The organism is Microbulbifer zhoushanensis, assembly GCF_021729055.1.
Classification (GTDB): Bacteria; Pseudomonadota; Gammaproteobacteria; order Pseudomonadales; family Cellvibrionaceae; genus Microbulbifer; species Microbulbifer zhoushanensis.
The window spans coordinates 16,109-33,910 of the sequence record NZ_JAJSAO010000008.1 but is presented as its reverse complement, the minus strand read 5'-3'; the positions used below and the strand labels follow the sequence as shown (position 1 = coordinate 33,910).

General features: G+C 59.5%; 17 protein-coding genes. 10 read left to right on the top strand and 7 right to left on the bottom strand.

Features of this window, described 5'->3' with window-relative positions:
* The first annotated feature begins 592 nt into the window (after window positions 1-592).
* Window positions 593-1,849, top strand: coding sequence for an MFS transporter (locus LVD10_RS16110; RefSeq protein ID WP_237064282.1), 1,257 nt, complete (start codon window positions 593-595; stop codon window positions 1,847-1,849).
* A 90-nt stretch (window positions 1,850-1,939) separates the two neighbouring features.
* Here LVD10_RS16110 and LVD10_RS16105 read toward each other — a convergent pair whose 3' ends face one another.
* Window positions 1,940-3,970, bottom strand: a complete 2,031-nt coding sequence (locus LVD10_RS16105; RefSeq protein ID WP_237064280.1) for an NADPH-dependent 2,4-dienoyl-CoA reductase — start codon at window positions 3,968-3,970, stop codon at window positions 1,940-1,942.
* 209 nt (window positions 3,971-4,179) lie between these two features.
* Entirely contained in the window at window positions 4,180-5,073 is an 894-nt protein-coding gene (locus LVD10_RS16100) for a LysR family transcriptional regulator (protein ID WP_237064278.1), read from the bottom strand.
* 125 nt (window positions 5,074-5,198) lie between these two features.
* On the opposite strand from LVD10_RS16100, the gene LVD10_RS16095 reads away from it, so the two are divergent.
* The 8 genes from LVD10_RS16095 to LVD10_RS16060 all read left to right on the top strand — a co-directional run bounded on the left by LVD10_RS16095 (window position 5,199) and on the right by LVD10_RS16060 (window position 12,363).
* Entirely contained in the window at window positions 5,199-5,870 is a 672-nt protein-coding gene (locus tag LVD10_RS16095; RefSeq protein ID WP_233005727.1) for a histidine phosphatase family protein, read from the top strand.
* Window positions 5,871-5,910: 40 nt separating this feature from the next.
* Entirely contained in the window at window positions 5,911-7,125 is a 1,215-nt protein-coding gene (locus tag LVD10_RS16090; RefSeq protein WP_237064276.1) for an acyl-CoA dehydrogenase family protein, read from the top strand.
* A gap of 61 nt (window positions 7,126-7,186) precedes the next feature.
* Entirely contained in the window at window positions 7,187-8,245 is a 1,059-nt protein-coding gene (locus LVD10_RS16085; RefSeq protein ID WP_233005725.1) for a phosphotransferase, read from the top strand.
* A gap of 24 nt (window positions 8,246-8,269) precedes the next feature.
* The gene (locus LVD10_RS16080; protein ID WP_233005724.1) at window positions 8,270-9,046 is read left to right on the top strand and encodes an SDR family oxidoreductase; all 777 of its coding nucleotides are present in this window, start codon (window positions 8,270-8,272) and stop codon (window positions 9,044-9,046) included.
* Window position 9,047: 1 nt separating this feature from the next.
* Window positions 9,048-9,833, top strand: coding sequence for an SDR family NAD(P)-dependent oxidoreductase (locus tag LVD10_RS16075; RefSeq protein ID WP_233005723.1), 786 nt, complete (start codon window positions 9,048-9,050; stop codon window positions 9,831-9,833).
* Window positions 9,834-9,906: 73 nt separating this feature from the next.
* The gene (locus LVD10_RS16070) at window positions 9,907-10,371 is read left to right on the top strand and encodes a MaoC family dehydratase (protein WP_233005722.1); all 465 of its coding nucleotides are present in this window, start codon (window positions 9,907-9,909) and stop codon (window positions 10,369-10,371) included.
* A gap of 14 nt (window positions 10,372-10,385) precedes the next feature.
* Entirely contained in the window at window positions 10,386-11,309 is a 924-nt protein-coding gene (locus tag LVD10_RS16065; protein ID WP_237064274.1) for an SDR family NAD(P)-dependent oxidoreductase, read from the top strand.
* A 76-nt stretch (window positions 11,310-11,385) separates the two neighbouring features.
* Window positions 11,386-12,363 carry an NADPH:quinone oxidoreductase family protein gene (locus LVD10_RS16060; protein ID WP_233005720.1) on the top strand — a complete coding sequence of 326 codons (978 nt, stop codon included), beginning with the start codon at window positions 11,386-11,388 and terminating at the stop codon, window positions 12,361-12,363.
* A 43-nt stretch (window positions 12,364-12,406) separates the two neighbouring features.
* On the opposite strand, the gene LVD10_RS16055 is transcribed toward LVD10_RS16060, so the two are convergent.
* The 4 genes from LVD10_RS16055 to dinB all read right to left on the bottom strand — a co-directional run bounded on the left by LVD10_RS16055 (window position 12,407) and on the right by dinB (window position 14,983).
* Window positions 12,407-12,853 (bottom strand): hypothetical protein, encoded by a 447-nt coding sequence (locus LVD10_RS16055; protein WP_237064272.1) that lies wholly within the window; start codon window positions 12,851-12,853, stop codon window positions 12,407-12,409.
* Entirely contained in the window at window positions 12,850-13,386 is a 537-nt protein-coding gene (locus LVD10_RS16050) for an RNA polymerase sigma factor (protein WP_233005718.1), read from the bottom strand. The genes LVD10_RS16055 and LVD10_RS16050 overlap by 4 nt, the downstream gene beginning before the upstream one ends.
* Before the next feature lie 90 nt (window positions 13,387-13,476).
* Window positions 13,477-13,773 (bottom strand): DUF6116 family protein, encoded by a 297-nt coding sequence (locus tag LVD10_RS16045; RefSeq protein WP_233005717.1) that lies wholly within the window; start codon window positions 13,771-13,773, stop codon window positions 13,477-13,479.
* A gap of 121 nt (window positions 13,774-13,894) precedes the next feature.
* Window positions 13,895-14,983, bottom strand: a complete 1,089-nt coding sequence (gene dinB / locus LVD10_RS16040) for a DNA polymerase IV (protein WP_233005716.1) — start codon at window positions 14,981-14,983, stop codon at window positions 13,895-13,897.
* 86 nt (window positions 14,984-15,069) lie between these two features.
* Here dinB and LVD10_RS16035 point away from each other — a divergent pair, with 86 nt between their 5' ends.
* Window positions 15,070-15,594, top strand: a complete 525-nt coding sequence (locus LVD10_RS16035) for a peroxidase-related enzyme (RefSeq protein ID WP_233005715.1) — start codon at window positions 15,070-15,072, stop codon at window positions 15,592-15,594.
* Between the two features lie 105 nt (window positions 15,595-15,699).
* Here LVD10_RS16035 and LVD10_RS16030 read toward each other — a convergent pair whose 3' ends face one another.
* On the bottom strand, window positions 15,700-17,775 hold the full coding sequence (locus tag LVD10_RS16030; protein ID WP_237064270.1) for an NHL repeat-containing protein: 2,076 nt from the start codon (window positions 17,773-17,775) through the stop codon (window positions 15,700-15,702).
* Window positions 17,776-17,802: the final 27 nt, after the last annotated feature.

Here is a 17,802-nt window from a genome sequence, read left to right as displayed (position 1 = left end):
TCATCCCCGGTATCGCCTGGGTGGCACTATCTTTAGGCTTCGCCACGACTTCCCAGTATAGATGTCCCAGCGGACCCCGCCCCTTCGTGACGCGACTATGTCGGTACGACCGGACATGGCCGATTGGTCGATATGATCCCGTGCTGCGTGACGGTTGGGAGAGGTCGCTGGCTCGGGCTCCAGGTTTCAAGGCGGTGGCTGCCTGGCAGATCACCATTGGCGGGGGTTGCAAAACCCTCTGGCTCAGATAGTATTGCCGGATACCGTTTACAAGCTTTGATTACCCTGAAACATGTATAAGCAAATCACACCACAACAACCGATGCCGTGTACCGGCCTGCTACCGCAGGAACCGGTTGCATGCGCGCGTGCAGTTGAAGTGATTTCTGTGCGTATGACCCTGTGCACCTGTGCGGTGGTTACCACCATGTCTTAGAGCACCCGACAGAGCTTAGTGCGAAGGAAGGTGACAGGCCTTCCTCCCCAAAGAAACCCGGAAGGCTTCCCTTCCGGGTTTTTTTTTGCCGGTGGATGGGAGTGATCCACAGGAATTATTGATGGAACTGGAACGTGAAAATAGGGAGTAGTGGCCATGGATAAGCAGTGGTGGCAGAGAATGCACGGCTTTCCCCCCCTGGTCTGGATCATTCTGGTCGGCAGTTTTTTTGCCCGCGGGACCTACTTTATGGTGTGGCCTTTCCTGGCGATCATGCTATATGACCGCTTCGCGTTGGGTGCCGCTGAGATTGGCGTCATCCTGAGTGTAGCGGCAGTTGCTGCTGCACTGCTGGGCTTCTATGTAGGCACCCTGTCGGATCGCTATGGCCGCCGTAACCTGCTGCTGCTCGGTACAGGCCTCAATGGCCTTGCGTTTATACTTTTGGCCCGGGCAGGGGCGCTTCCGGTATTTATAGCGGCGATTTCCTTATGCTGTGTTGCACAGTCTATCTGGCAGTCGCCGTCAAGCGCGCTGATCGGTGACTTGCTGCCGGAGCAGGGCACGCGCGAGCTGGCGCTGCAGTTTCGTTATTTCCTGGTCAATGTAGGTGTCGCGTTCGGCCCCCTCGTCGGTGTCTGGGCTGGTCTTTCGGCACAGCAGTCGACTTTCGGGCTGACTGCGCTGAGTTACCTGGCTTTGACGGTGGCGATCGCCTGGGGCTTTGCGTTTACCAGCACCGGGAGAGCTGCAGGCAAGCGCCGGAACCCCGACGCCACGCTTTCGAGTACGATCGCAGTGCTGCGGAAAGACCGCTTGTTCCTGCTGGTAGTGCTGGCCAATGTTCTGACCTTTTTTATCTATGCGCACTTTGACTCCAGCCTGGTGCAGTACCTGAAAAGGAGCGGTGCGCCGGAAGTTGTCGAGCTGATCTCCAGCATGATCCTGGTCAATGCCCTGACCATTGTGCTCCTGCAGTTCCCACTGTTGCGGCTGTTGGGGCACTGGTCTGTGCACCAGCGCATTGTACTGGGCCTGGTGGTCCTGGCGGTCGGCCAGTTGTGGTTTGCGCTCAACCCGATGGGCTGGGTCGCAGGCTGGCTTGGGGCGAGCTTTGTGGTCAGCCTGGCTGAGACGGTCCTGTTCCCGACGATGAGTATCCAGATCGACCAGATGGCGCCCGCAGATCGCCGCGGCAGCTATTTCGGAGCGGCAGCTTTCTATGCGCTGGGCTGGTCGGCCGCACCATTGTTCGGTGGACTTGTCATTCAGTGGTGGGGTGGGTCGGTTCTGTACTGGATCTGTTTCGTGCTCTGCGGCGTTGTGCTGCTGATGTACAGGTTGTCAGCGCGCTGGCAAGTTCCTGCTCAAGCGGGAAAAGAAAAAGGCAGGGTCCTTGCCCTGGAGGGATGAAGGGGGCAGTAACACTGGAGCTGTTTCCCTGGGCCATGGACCCGGGGTAGCCGTGACGCCGGCGGCGTCACGGCTTTTGTGGGTCCGGTATCAGAGGCCGGCCGCGAGGCGCGACCCCTGGTCGATTGCACGCTTGGCATCAAGCTCGGCTGCCTCGTCGGCGCCGCCGATCAAGTGGGAGTTGATGCCCATTGCGGCCAGGGATTCGTGGAGCTCCCGTGCCGGCTCCTGTCCGGCGCAGATAATGATGTTATCCACCTCCAGTAGCCTGGTTTCCTCGCCCTCGCGGATATGCAGGCCCTGGTCGTCAATTTTCTCGTAGGTGACGCCGGGCAGCATTTCCACCTGGCGGTGCTTGAGGCTGGTGCGGTGGATCCAGCCGGTGGTCTTGCCCAGCCCCTTACCCACCTTGGAGGTCTTGCGTTGCAGCAGGTAGACCTTGCGCGGCGAGGCAACAGAGTCGGCGGGCTTGAGACCGGCACGATGGTCCAGGCGGATATCTACGCCCCACTCGGCAAAGAACTCATTCTTGTCACTGGCGATCAGCTCTCTGCTTTCATCAACTTCATGAGTCAGGTACTCAGCCACATCAAAGCCGATTCCACCGGCGCCGATAATTGCCACTTTTTCGCCTACGGGCTTGCGGTGTTTCAGTACGTCCAGGTAGCCGAGCACTTTTTCGCTCTCGACCCCGGGAATCGGCGGTGTGCGGGGGTTGATACCCGTAGCGATAATAACCTCATCGAAGTCCTTCAGGTCTGCTGCCGCTACACGTCGGTTCAGTTCCACCTGGACCCCGGTCAGTTCCAGTTTGCGGCCGAAGTAACGCAGGGTTTCCTCGAATTCCGCTTTGCCCGGAATGCGCTTGGCCACATTGAACTGGCCACCGATCCGGTTATCGGCCTCGAACAGGGTTACCTCGTGGCCCCGCTCCGCCGCAACAGTGGCGGCAGCAAGTCCGGCCGGGCCGGCACCCACGACCGCAACTTTTTTCGCGGTGTCCGTCGGCAGGTAATTGAGCTCGGTTTCGTGGCAGGCACGCGGGTTGACCAGGCAAGAAGTGAGCTTCATTTCGAAGGTGTGGTCGAGGCAGGCCTGGTTGCAGCCGATACAGGTATTGATCTCGTCGGCACGATCCTCCGCTGCCTTCTGCACGAATTCCGGATCCGCCAGGAATGGTCGCGCCATGGAAACCATATCGGCGTGGCCCTCGGCCAGCACCGATTCCGCCACCGCGGGCATATTGATCCGGTTGCTGGTAATGACCGGAACACTGAGGTGTTTCTTTACGCGTGCGGTGATTTCGGTGAACGCGGCCCGCGGGACACTGGTGGCGATAGTGGGCACGCGGGCCTCGTGCCAGCCGATACCGGTGTTGATGATGTTGGCACCGGCTTTCTCAACAGCCTGGCCCAGGGCTACCACCTCCTCGAAAGTGCTGCCATCCTCTACCAGGTCCAGCATCGACAGGCGGTAGATGATTATGAAGTCCTCACCCACGGCCTCACGGATTCGGCGCACGATTTCCAGTGGTAACCGGATACGGTTCTCGAAGCTGCCGCCCCAGCGGTCGGTCCGCTTGTTGGTGCGGGAGACGATAAACTGGTTGATGAAGTAGCCTTCCGAGCCCATGACTTCAACACCGTCGTAGCCGGCCTCGCGGGCGAGGGTGGCACAGCGCACATAGTCATCGATCTGGCCCTCGATCTCCTCGTCGCTCAGCTCGCGCGGGGTAAAGGGATTGATCGGCGCCTGGACCGCCGAGGGCGCTACCAGGTTGGGATTATAGGCGTAACGGCCAGTGTGCAGGATCTGCATGCAGATCTTGCCACCTTCATTATGTACAGCGGAGGTGATTGCCTGGTGTTGCTGGGCCTCTTCAGCAGTGGTCATCTTCGCCGCACCCTGGAACACGCAGCCCTCTTCATTGGGGCCGATACCGCCGGTGACGATAAGGCCGACACCACCGCGGGCGCGTTCGGCATAGAAGGCGGCGAGCCGGTCGAAACCTCCCGGGTGCTCTTCCAGGTTGGTGTGCATGGAGCCCATCAGCACCCGGTTCTTCAGTTGCGTGAAGCCCAGGTCCAGGGGGGCGAGCAGGTGAGGGTAGGTCTGTGACATGGCAAATCTCTCTCTTTACTCTTCTTCTGGCCAAACCAGTTGGTGACCGAATCGTCGAACGTTGTTCTGGGGCTCTGTCGGCCGGATTTGCCTCGCAGAATAGCAGCGGCCCCCGGGCCGGGCAGTGACCATATCGGCCGAAATCTTTGGCCGGATTGGGGGCGGGGTGCTGTCTTGATTGGGCCCGGAGGGTGCCGGACCGGGAGGGATCAGGTCTGGAAAAGCTCCATCAGCTCCCCGCGCAGCCAGATGCTGGCGGGATCCTCATGCTGGTTTTTGTGCCAGAGCAGATGCCAGTCCAGCTGGGGTACCTGGAATGGCAGTTCGAACAGGCGCACCGGGTACTGGTTGGCGAGGATCGCTGGAACTGTCAGGGCCAGGTCGGTGCGCATGACCACTGCCGGTGCCACCCGGTAATGCTGCACCCGCAGGCGGATATCGCGCCGGCGCCCCAGCTTGTTCAGGGCAATGTCCACCAGCCCGGGGCCGCTGCGCCGGCTGGAAACGTGGACGTGCTCCAGCTGCAGGTACTGCTCCAGTGTCAGGCCGTCTTGTTCCGCCAGTGGGTGGTCGCTGCGTAACATGCACAGGTAGCGGTCGTTACTGAGGCGCTGCTGGTGCAGCTGTGGCGCGGAAACCAGCGGAATGTCCAGCCCGAAATCCAGGGTGTTGGCCGCAAGCTCTTTCACCAGCTGGTCCCGCGGCACATAGAAGGACTCCACTGAGATGCCCGGGGCCCTTTCCTGCAGGCGCTCCAGCAGACGCGGTAGCAGGAGGGTTTCGGCCATGTCATTCATGGACAGCCGCAGTGTCTTGCTGGCGGTAGCGGGATCGAACTGGGCCTGCTGGTTGAGGCTGCCCCCCAGAAGAGCCAGCGCCTGGTGGACCTGGGGCATGATGCGCTCGGTCAAGGGTGTGGGGTTCATGCCACTTGGCGTGCGGGTGAACAAGGGGTCATCCAGGCTGCGGCGGAGCCGGGCCAGGGCATTACTGACGGCGGGCTGGGTAATATGCAGTTGCTCTGCGGCCCGGGTCAGGTTGCGCTGGCTGTAGATGGCGTCCAGCACCAGGAAGAGATTCATATCCATCTGTTTGAGTTGCATGGTGCGCCCTGCTGTTGCCCGCTGCTGTAATCACGGCCGTGAATGGCTGGATATTCGCACAATAAACTTTAATGATTCAACTGGCAGCGTTAGGGTGAAATCCTGGTTGACAGGGGAGAAGCAGATTGGCCGAGTTCTTTACCGTGCGCCACGGGCAGGCTTCGTTTGGCGCCGCTGACTACGACAAGCTTTCCGAGCTGGGCTGGCGCCAGGCGCGCTGGCTGGGCGAACACTGGATGGAGCAGGAGGCGGGCTTCGACCGGATATTGTGCGGGGACCTGAGACGCCACCGGGAAACCGCCAGCGGGATCTGCGAAGGAGCTGGGCTGGACCATGCCCGCGTCGAGCTGTTGCCCCAACTGAACGAGTTCGATTTCCAGTCAGTAATGCGCACCTATGGGGAGCTGGATCCCGCGGCGATACCCGATCGCGGCGCCGGGCGGAGCGATTACTACCGCTTCCTGAAAAAGGCCATGGGTGCCTGGATTCGCGATGAGATCGCTCCGGGGGAGAGCTGGGCTGCATTTGAACAGCGCATCGGTGAAGCCCTGGCCGTCCTGTCGGACAGTCCCCGCGGTAGCCGCACGCTGGTGGTGAGTTCCGGAGGTGCCATTGCGATGATGGTGCGGTCGGTGATGGCGGCCGGGCCCGAGGCGGTCATCAAGCTGAATATGCAGATCCGCAATACGGCGATCAGCCACTTTTTCTCCAGTCCCGGTGATATCAGCCTGCACAGTTTCAACCATATCCCCCATCTCGAACGCCACGACCGGCGGGAATTCATAACTTACAGCTGACCACTTCCGGGTCGGCCCCGAACAGGTAAGGAAATCGATCATGCACTTCGAATATTCCGACAGGGTCCAATCTCTTCTCGAGCGCCTGCGTGCGTTTATGCTCTGCCATGTGTATCCGAGCGAACAGGCTTTCCTGGAGCAGCTGCAGGCGAACCGCTGGGGTGAGCCGCCGGTGATGGAGCAACTCAAGGCCCGGGCGCGGAAAGAGGAACTATGGAACCTGTTCCTGCCGGACCGCAGGTTTGGTGCAGGCCTTACCAACCTGGAATATGCGCCGCTCGCCGAGGAAATGGGCAGGGTGCTGTTCGCTTCCGAGGTATTCAACTGCAGCGCCCCGGATACCGGCAACATGGAAGTATTGGCGCAATACGGCAACCCGGAGCAACAGGCGCGGTGGTTGCAACCTTTGCTAGATGGCGAGATTCGCTCTGCTTTTGCCATGACCGAGCCGGCCGTGGCTTCATCGGACGCGACCAATATCGAAACCTCGATCGTGCGCGATGGCGACGACTACGTCATCAATGGGCACAAGTTCTATATCAGTGGCCTGATGAACAAGCGCTGCAAGATCATGATCGTGATGGGGAAGACAGACCCGGACAACCCGAACCGGCACCAGCAGCAGTCGCAGATCCTGGTGCCCACCGACACCCCGGGAGTCCGGATTGTGCGGCCAATGACGGTCTTCGGATATGACGATGCGCCCGAGGGGCATGCGGAAGTCGTGTTCGAGAATGTGCGGGTGCCGGCAGCGAACCTGATCCTGGGTGAGGGGCGGGGATTTGAAATTGCCCAGGGGCGCCTGGGCCCGGGCCGTATCCATCACTGTATGCGCCTGATCGGCCTGGCGCAGCGGGCGCTGGAGATGATGTCGCAGCGCGCTGAGCAGCGCGTGGTGTTTGGCCGGCCGATGAGCAAACAGGGGTCGGTGCGGGAGGATATTGCGCGCTCAGCCTGCGAAATCGAGCAAGCGCGGTTGCTCACCCTGAAAGCGGCGGACCAGATGGACCGTCACGGCAACAAGGCGGCCAGGGACCTGATTGCCATGATCAAGATTGTTGCCCCACAGATGGCCTGCAATGTAATCGACCGGGCGATCCAGATCCATGGAGCCGCGGGCCTGGGGCAGGACCTGGTGCTGGCCCACGCTTATGCTTATGCCCGCACAATCCGGCTGGCCGATGGGCCAGACCAGGTACATATGATGCAGCTGGGCCGCAACCTGGCCGCCCGCTACGGTGCCCTTGTGAAGTAAACCCAACAAACCTGAAAAAAAGAGATAAAGGGTGGCGCGACAGCGCCCCGGGGAGGTTGAGATGACAGAGAGCAATACCCTGGAAGAGCAGTCCGGTATCGACCAGTTACCCCTGGAGGCCCTGGGACAATACCTGGCTGACCAGCTCCCGGGCTTTTCTGGTCCGATCAGGGCGACCAAATTTTCCGGAGGCCAGTCGAATCCCACATTCAGGCTGGAATCGCCGTCCGGGACCTATGTCCTGCGGCGCCAGCCGCCGGGCAAGCTCCTCAAGTCCGCCCATGCGGTGGACCGCGAATTCCGGGTCTTGCGCGCACTGGCAGACACGGCGGTACCGGTGCCGCAAGTCCTGCACCTGTGTGAGGACCGCGAACTGATTGGCTCCATGTTTTACATCATGGAGTATTGTGAAGGGCGCATCTTCTGGGATGCGGCGCTGCCGGAAGTGGATAACGACCAGCGCTCGGGTATTTACGAGGAGATGAACCGGGTACTGGCCGCCATGCACAGTGTAGACATCGAGGCAGTGGGGCTGGCGGATTACGGCAAGCCCGGGAACTATTATCAGAGGCAGTTTGATCGTTGGAGCAGCCAGTACCGGGCATCGGAAATTGATCCGATTCCCGCGATGGACCAGTTGATCGAGTGGCTGGACGGGCACCTCCCCGGGGACGACGGCCGTGTAGCTCTGGTGCACGGTGATTACCGGCTCGACAATATTGTGTTCCATCCGGAGCGACCACAGGCCACTGCCGTGCTGGACTGGGAGCTGTCGACGCTGGGGCACCCGTTTGCGGACCTGGCATACCAGTGCATGCAGCTGCGCATGCCTGCCAGCGGCGAAAAAATGTCGGGACTGATGGGGGTGGATCGGCAGGCGCTCGGCATTCCCTCTGAGGCGGAGTATGTGGCCCGTTATTGCCAGCGAATGGGTATCGAGAAGATCGACAACTGGGCATTTTACCTTGCGTTCAGCTTTTTCCGCCTGGCTGCGATTATCCAGGGGGTGGCCAAGCGTGCGCAGCAGGGCAATGCGTCCAGCAAAAATGCCGCGCGGATGGGCGCCCTGGTGGACCCGGTGGCCCGGTTCGCGCTGGATGTGATTGAAAAAGAATACTGACAGGAAAAGTACGGAGAATCGATGATGTCCACGAACCTTTTTGACCTGAGCGGCAAAATAGCGCTGGTAACGGGCGCCAGCCGGGGTATTGGTGAGTCTATTGCAAAACTGCTGGCAGAGCAGGGCGCCCACGTCCTGGTTTCAAGCCGCAAAATGGAAGGTTGTAAGGCGGTGGCCGATGCCATCGTCGATGCCGGTGGCCAGGCGGAGGCGGTCCCCTGCCATATCGGCAATATGGAGGATATCCAGCGGGTGATTGGTGAGATCCGCCAGAAGTTCGGACGCCTCGATATCCTTGTTAATAACGCCGCGACCAACCCCTATTTTGGCCATATTCTCGATACCGACCTGGGCGCATTCCAGAAGACTGTCGATGTAAATATCCGCGGCTACTTCTTTATGTCAGTGGAGGCGGGCAAGCTGATGCGCGAGCAGGGTGGTGGGGTTATCGTGAATACCGCCTCGATCAATGCCCTGCAGCCCGGCGTGGGCCAGGGCATTTACTCCATTACCAAGGCGGCAGTAGTGAATATGACCAAAGCCTTTGCCAAGGAGTGTGCCCAGTTCAATATCCGCGTAAATGCCCTGTTGCCGGGACTGACCAAGACCAAGTTCGCCGGTGCCCTGTTCTCCCATGAGGATATTTACAAGACTGCCATCGGGCACATACCCATGCACCGCCATGCGGAGCCGGAGGAAATGGCTGGCACAGTATTGTACCTGGTCTCCGACGCCTCCAGTTATACCACAGGTGAGTGTGTGGTGGTCGATGGCGGCATGACGTCCTGTGGAGGGATCTGATATGAAACTGGACCCGATTCTGGATTTTTCCGGCCGTGTGGCGCTGGTGACCGGGGCTGCCAGCGGTTTCGGTGCCCTGCTGGCCCGTGAACTCGGTGCCCGGGGTGCGGGGCTGGTGCTGGGCGATATTAACGAAACCGTCCTGATGGCGCTGGCAGATGAGCTGGGCAGTACCGGGGTAGAGGTGCGGGCGCAGCGGTGTGACGTGTCTCGGGAAGCTGACTGCGCGGCACTGGTGGATGCGGCTGCGAAGGCGTTCGGGCGGCTGGATATCGCAGTCAATAATGCCGGTGTGGCGCCGCCGATGATGTCGGTGGAAAAGACCAGTGAAGAGGAAATGGATCGACAGTACAACATCAACCAGAAAGGGGTTTTCTTTGGCATGAAGCACCAGTTGCCGCTGATGAAAAAGCAGCAGTCGGGTACTGTGCTGAACGTCTCTTCCATGGCAGGGCTGGGCGGTGCGCCCAAGATCGCCTCTTACGCGGCGGCCAAGCATGCCGTTATTGGCCTGACGAAAACTGCGGCAATTGAAAATGCCAGCCATGGGATTCGTGTCAATGCCGTCTGCCCGTTCTTTACCCTGACGCCGATGGTGACGGATATCGAAACCCCGGATGGGGTGAGCGCGCAGGACTTCCAGGCATTCCTGGCGGCGGGCTGCCCGATGAAACGCCTTGCAGAGCCGGATGAGGTGGTCAGTGCCATGCTGATGTTGTTGTCCCCGAAGCTGACCTACGTTACCGGCCAGGCACTGGCGGTAGATGGGGGCGTATCCGCCTACTGAAATACAGACCGTTCAAGTCCGCCTGGCCGCGTTGAATGGTGAGTATGGGATCAACAGAGAAAAGGAGCGGCATATGCCAACAGCGATTCTCAGTGATGACCTGCAGCAGTTTATCGGCCACGAACCGGAGCCCACAGGCTGGATGACTATCGACCAGTCGCGTATCAACGCGTTCGCCGACTGCACCGGGGACCACCAGTTTATTCACGTGGATCCGGAAGCCGCCAGTAAAACCCCATTCGGTTCCACCATTGCCCATGGCTTCCTTACCCTGTCCCTGCTATCCCATTTTGCTGAGCAGCTGCAGATCGGCATCGACGGGATGAGGATGGCGGTTAACTACGGCCTGGACCGGGTGCGGTTTATCAACCCGGTCAGGGTAAACCAGCGCGTCCGGGTCCGGGCCCGGGTGATGGATATTGTCGAAAAGGCCCCGGGGCAGTTCCAGGTCAAGCTTGAGATGACCATGGAAATCCAGGGTGAGGAAAAGCCAGCCCTGATTGCCGAATGGTTGGTAATGCAGTTTACCGGAGACTAGCTGAGGAACATTCAATGACTATCCGATTTGATGGGCAGGTTGCGATCGTCACCGGGGCCGGCAATGGTCTTGGCCGGTCCCATGCGCTGGAACTGGCCCGCCGCGGCGCGCGTGTGCTGGTAAACGATCTCGGGGGTGCCCGGGACGGTAACGGTGCATCGATGAGCGCGGCGGAGCAGGTGGCTGAGGAGATCGTCGCGGCCGGCGGTGAGGCCATTGCAAGCGGTGCCAATGTTTGCGACTACGAGCAGGTAGAGGGAATGATCGCGGCCGCGGTCGAAAACTGGGGACGGGTCGATATCCTGGTGAACAATGCCGGGATCCTGCGGGACAAGTCATTTGCCAGGATGGCAATCGAGGACTTCCGCAAGGTAATCGATGTGCACCTGATGGGCTCGGTGCATTGCACTAAAGCGGCCTGGCCGCAGATGCGGGAGCAGAGTTATGGCCGGATCGTGATGACGACCTCGTCGTCCGGTCTATATGGCAATTTCGGGCAATCCAATTACGGAGCTGCGAAAACCGCCCTGGTCGGCCTGATGAATACGCTGTGCCTGGAAGGAGAGAAATACGGAATTCGCGTGAACTGCCTTTCCCCGACGGCCGCCACACGCATGACCGAGGACCTGATCCAGGACACGCGTGTACTGGACCTGATGACCCCAGAATCGGTAACCGCTGGCCTGGTCGCGCTGGTCGCCGGGGAAGCACCAAACCGCACGATCCTGTGTGCGGGAGCGGGCGGTTTCGCCCAGGCCCGGATCCTGGAGACCGAAGGTATTTACTTGCCGCCTGGTGAGCAGACCGGCGAGAACGTCCTCGCGGCCCTCGAGGAAATCGGGGATGAGACCGGGCAGCGGGAACTGGTCGGCGGCTTTAACCAGACCCTCAAGTTCGTACAGAAGGCCGCGGAAGCGCTCGAGGTTGACCTGGCGTGAGCTACCCGTATTACCGGGTGTAGAACGACACCGCCTGGTCGGTGTCTAAAATGATGAGTTGACGAGGTTTTGGCTGATGCGCGCACTGATATGCAATGAGTATGGACCGGTAGAAACGCTGGTGATTGAGGACCGCGAATCCCCTGTCCCCGGTGACACGGAGGTCAGGATCGATGTGCGGGCAGCGGGGCTCAACTTCCCGGATGTACTGGTCATCGCCGGGAAATACCAGGTAAAGCCGCCGTTGCCGTTTATCCCCGGTGGCGAATGCGCCGGTGTAGTGAGCGCCGTGGGCAATAAAGTCAAACGCTTCCGCGTCGGAGACAAAGTCATTGCCATGCCCGGCATGTCGGCGTTCGCGGAGCAGGTAAATGTCGACCAGAACCTGTTGGTACCGATGCCTGAAACCCTGAGTTTTGAGCAGGCGGCGGGTTTCTGTATTACCTATGCCACCTCCTACTATGCGCTGAAGCAGCGCGCTGCGCTGCAAGAGGGCGAAACCCTGGTGGTCCTGGGAGCCGCAGGGGGCGTTGGAGTGACGGCAATCCAGTTGGGTAAGGCGCTGGGAGCGCGTGTGATTGCCTGCGCCTCGAGCGCCCGCAAGCTCGAATTCTGCCGGGAGGCGGGAGCCGACGAGCTGGTTGATTACAGCCAGGAGGATCTGAAGGCGCGCATCAAGGAGCTGACCGGTGGCCGCGGTGCCGATGTGATCTTTGACCCGGTGGGAGGCGAATATACCGAACAGGCCTATCGCTCTATCGGTTGGTGTGGGCGCTACCTGGTAATCGGCTTTGCGTCCGGGGATATCCCCCACCTGCCCATGAACCTGCCTCTGCTCAAGGCTGGCGACATCATGGGCATATTCTGGGGCAGCTGGGCACAGCGGGATCCCTCTGCCAACCTGCAGAACTTTGCCGAGTTACTGCAGATGGTTGAGGAAGGGCGCCTGAACCCGATAACCACTGAGGTATTCAGCTTTGAGGAGTTCCGCGACGCATTTGCGGCAATTACCGAGCGCCGTGCCCGTGGTAAGGTGATCCTGAGCATTACCTGAGCGAGCACGGCTCCTGATTGACAGCCAGGGTGCCGGGCCGCTGTCAGGGCGTCGGCAGCAGACGGCAATGCCGGCGCGCTTTCCGGGCCAGGTCCGCGGGAAGACGGGCATCCAAAACTCCCCGTTGCTCTTTTCGCCACTGCTCACACAATGTCACGTAGTTACCCGCTCGCACCTCCCCGCGGAGAGCAAACCACTGGTCCCTCTCAACGGGCGTTGGTGCCTTTTGCTGCATCTGCCAGTTTTCCAGCGGATCTGTGCCGGTGCCAGTTGAGCCTCCGGGAGTCAATGCACCCAGGTACCGGGCCGGGTGAATCAAAAGTACCAGCACGGCTACAGCAGCGAAGCTGCCGGCGGCACCGGAGGCAAGACGGCTGTTACTGGGGGCCGGCTTGTACTGGCTGGCCTGCTGCAATATACGCTCATCCAGGTTCTCCGGCGAGGCCAGCTGGCTGGCCGCCTCCCGGTACTGGCTTTCCCAAACACTCATACAGTCACCTCCGCGATACGCCACGGCTGCCGCCGCGGTCCATGCAATATCTCCCGCAATTGTTCCTTGCCGTCATGGTAATGATCGCGACATTGTTTCAGCGAGATTCCCTCGATATCCGCAATTGTGGCCAGTGGCAGCTGGCACTCCATGTGTAGCAGGACAATATTCCGAAGCCGGCGGGGCAGTTGCTGGATGGCCTCCAATAAGGGGGCCCCGGGTGGCCCGGCCCTGGAGGTCGCCGGGCTGGTTTCCAGTGTTTCTTCCGGATGGCGGCGCAGCAATCGGTTGAGGCGGATAAATAGCCAGCTCCGCAACAGGCGCCCCTGTAAGGCGGGAGGATGCTCGAGCAGGCTGGTCCATAGCTCCTCGAGGACTCGACTGGCATAGTTGAAATTCATCTGTGCACAGTAACGATAGAGCGAGTCCTTGTACCGGGAGTACAGGTGCTGGAAGGCCCCGAGGTTGCGTGTCGAGTGATAAAACTCGAGCAGCGCCTCGTCGTTAAGGTGCTGGTAATGTTTGCGGGACAAGTTATCGCGCCTCCGTGCGCTTCCCAAATCCGCTCGTAAACAATTCGGTTGCGAGCATGGGCCGGCCGATCACTGGCGGCCGGAAACCGGTCATCTTTGCCCGTCGTCTTTTCGCTGTGAATGCTGTGCGAAAGAATGCTGACGTTTATCGCTGTTATCCCCGTCGGCGTTGCTGCGGGGTAAATCACTGCTTGTGGGTTTCCTGCGGCTGCCCAGGTAGAGAGCGGCCAGTCCCAGGAGGACCTCATCCACGAACGGCAGCAGGTCGGGGACAAACAGATCGACGATGAATACAGCGCAAATCCACTTGAATAACTGTGGGTGCCTGAGTCGACGGGCGTATGAAAGGAACCAGCCGACCAGGGCGCTCGGGAGCACTTTTTTCATGGCGTTCCCGCCTCCTGCCTCGGGTGAGTATAGTTGGCTGGCCGAAAAGCTTTGTTTTAGTAGACTCCGGCTACGCCAGATTTACTGACTGGTACGTGCCGACTGGTTTGGAACCGCTGGTTCAGGCATTGGATACGTGGCGGTTACGGTATTTCAATGGTAGCGGCAGCTGTTCCGGCCCCATCTCGGCACGCAGATCCTTCAGTTTGACCCCCAGCCCCAGCAGCCGGATCGGTTCGGCACGCTTGTCCCAGCATTGCTGGAGGAGGTGCCGGAATTCAGTGGCACGCGCGTTCTGGCTGGAGCGTTCCTGAGTCATGGTGGAGAAGTCACTGTACTTGACCTTTACCCCGGCGCCGCTTATTTCGTAGCGTTCGCCCAGTTTTTCCAGCCGCTCGAGCAACCTTATATAGAGTTCAGACATCTCCTGCTGCCAGGCCTCCAGCGTGGGCAAGTCCTCACTGAAAGTACGCTCCACGCTCACACTCTTGCGGGAGCCATCGCTCCGTACCGGACGGTCATCAATACCCCGGCAGAGGTCGTGGAGACGGCTGCCAAACTTGCCAAACAGCTGGCTGAGCTCGACCCTGGTGAAATTGCGCAGGTCAGCGCAAGTCCGAATGCCGCGGCGATGCATCTTCTCTGCGGTGACCCGTCCCACGCCGTGGATCTTCTCCACAGGCAGGCGCAGCACAAACTCGTCGACCTGGTCCGGGGTAATGACCGTCAGGCCATTGGGTTTTTGCCAGTCACTGGCTATTTTGGCCAGGAATTTGTTGGGGGCGACGCCGGCCGAGATGGTGATGTTAAGGGAGGATTCCACCCGTCGGCGGATTTCGCGGGCGATCAGGGTCGCGCTGCCCTGGCAATGTTCGCTGTCTGTGACGTCCAGATACGCTTCGTCCAGGGACAGCGGTTCCACAGCATCGCTGTAATCAGCGAAAATTTCCCGGATCTGGGCACTTACCTCCCGATATTTTTTCATATTACCGGGTACTACAATGAGGTCAGGGCACAGTTTTTTTGCCTGCGAACTGGGCATGGCAGATCGGACCCCGTAGCTCCGGGCCTCGTAATTGCAGGTCGAGATCACCCCGCGACGGTCACTGGCACCCCCTACGGCCAGCGGCCTCCCGCGCAGGTTGGGGTCGTCACGCATTTCTACCGAGGCGTAGAAGCAGTCGCAGTCGCAGTGGATGATCTTCCTCATGCTGGGATTATATACAGTGCTGTTGCCGGTCGGGAAGGCTGATTAGCACCCTGACTGGTAATTCACGGCGCTTTGGGAGAAGGATTATGAGTCGGATACCCCTGGTGCAGAGACCTGCCGATGAAGCGGTGGAGAAAGTCTTTGCCGAGATCGAGGATGAGCTTGGCTCTATCCCCAATATGTTCCGCGCCTACGCGCATCACCCTGAGCTGCTGCGGCTGAAATGGGAAAAGTTCAAGGTGTTGATGATGCATGGTTGCCTGTCAGTCAGGTTGAAGGAGAGTATTGCCCTGGTGGTGTCCGCGGACAACCGCAACGAATATGGCATAGCCAGGTACAGTGAGTTGCTGCAGGAGCGGGAGGTGGACCCAAAGGAAATCCTGCAAATCCGGCTTGACCCCGATCATGCGCACCTTTCCCCAAAGGAGCATGCACTGCTGGAACTCGCGCACCACGCCAACCAGACCCCATACGACCATGGGGAGAAGTATATTGATGCCGCCCGGCGGGAGGGGGCCAGCGATATGGAAATCGTCGAGGCTCTGGGTGTTATGGAGTTTATGACCGGTGCCAACCGGTTTCTGGAAGTGCTGGACGTTACCCTGGATTAACCTGGGCTAGTCGGCGAAAGGTTGGCCAAGGGGGGGAGTGGTCGAATGCTAGCTGGCAACAGGGGCGCCGCATGGCGCCCCTGCCTGTTTCTTGGATTGGTTGGCTTATTTGGAAACGGTGACCAGCTCACCGGATTCGAAATCAACCTGGACCATCTGATTGAACTTGGCCCCGAGTAGCTGTCCGCTCTCGGTTATGGCCAAATCCAGGATGCTGCGGTTGTCCACCAGGCCATAGCCGAAATATCGCCAGGGCATTGCTGAACAGCTGCCGGCTTCCAGGTCAAAGCGCAACAACTGATCGCCGGTAATCCACATCACCGGCCGGGCCGGGTCCATGGTGATACCCTGAATGCCTCCTATATTGATATCCATGGCATCCTGCCCGTTTGCGTCCAGGCAGCTGTCGAGAAGCAAAGTTAATTCGCCCGTTTCCGGCGAGTAGCTATGAATATCGCCATTGGCCTGCGATGCGATGTACAGGTTGCCCGAGGCGTTGTCCATGGCCACATCCACCGGGACATTGATGCTGCTGGAGGAATAGACGTTGGTAATCACCTTTGTAGCGAGGTCCACGGCCATAATTGCGTCGTTACCAGTTTCGGTTACGAGCAGCCGGTTCGAAGGAAGGTCCAGGGTGCTGCCGGTAAACTGGTAGGACGATCCGGCGCAATCGTTGGTGGAGGCAGTTGCCGGGGCGACAGGGGTAACTTGCCCGGTTTCAACGTCCACTTCAACTACGGCGTGATCGAACGTGGCGAACAAGCGGCCACCCTCCGGGTCGTAATCCAGGTCGCTGGCGATATGGTTGCAGTCGTGGTCGAAGTACGTGATGACATCTCTGTCGCCGGTTAGCAAGTCAACCGAGAACAGCACTGCCCTGGCATTGCCGCCGTCGTCTAGCAAGAACACCCGGCCGTTGGCCTCGTCAAGTTGCAGTGCGCGGGGGGCCAGCAGGTGTTTGCCGTTGCCCACGCCGTTTGAGGCAAACTCACTGCGAGTGCCGGTCTCAAGGTCGACAGAGAATATATAGTTGTAATCTGAATCGGAGACCAGGAGTCGGCTGTTTACCTCGTCCACCCCAATGGAGCTAACCTGGGCAACATTGAACTCAAGTTCGTCGGCTTCCAGTGACAGCACCTCTTGAGTTCCTTCAATCAGGTTGGCACGGGCAATTCCATCGTAACCGGCCATGTATGCCCATGTTTCGGTGCTGTCGAGGTCAATTCCTGCGAGGAGGAGGTTGAAGGCATCAGTTACAGCCTGGGAGTCTGCGCCGTCATAGTCGACCAGTTGCAGGCTGTCATCCCCGTTGTCATCGCCCCAGTGGCCGTTAAAAAGCAGCATTCCATTCTCAGCCAGCGCAAAATTATCTGACGCTACTTTTTTGCCGCTATCAGTGGTGCCGTCGACAACTGTGGCCATCGTAGAGCTGCCAAAGTCATAACGCAGGATCACGGACTTGTTCAGGGAATAATCTGAGGCAGAAAAGTAGGTCAGCAGAATGAAAAGGCCACTGTTGTCCGAAGAAACGTGGGTCTCACGTACGTTGGCGAAGGACCATTCGGCGGGGTCCAGCTGCAGGGGATAGCCGATCAGGAACTCTTGCTCTTTCGTATCCAGAGAGATGCCGGTGATTTCCAGCTGGTCGCTGAACAGGTTAGTGCAAATCATCTGGTCCCGGTCGGTGCGCAGTCCCAGCCCCTGGCAATATGGCTGGTCATTGAATTTCAGGGATTGGTAACTGTCATCGTCCAGCCCCATGATCACGATCTGGTCGTGCCAGGGCTGTCCTACCAGGCGGCGTCCTTCGGTATCCATTACAAACTGGATCGGCACGGCTCGCCTGATTACCTGTGCGCTGTCTGCAGACGACTCCACATTACCAGCTTCATCCTCGGTCTCCACCACAATAGTGGTATCTGCATTGTCGCTCAGCTCTATCGTCGCTTCCCACTCAACCTGGTCGCCGCCGGTGTCCGCGGTACCCGAGCCCACAGGTGAGCTCGAAGAGAGGGGAGAGGGATACGCAAATGCCTGCACAGCCGTTGATGAGAGGGTTGCCTCTACACCATTGACTCTTACTGCAGTGATCTTGTCAGAGTCACTTGCGACGCCCTTGACTGTCAGGGTATTCGCATCGCTGCGGGAAACTGTCCATGGGAACAGGATGGATGCCACAGGTGCGTCAGGATCAGATCCCCCCGA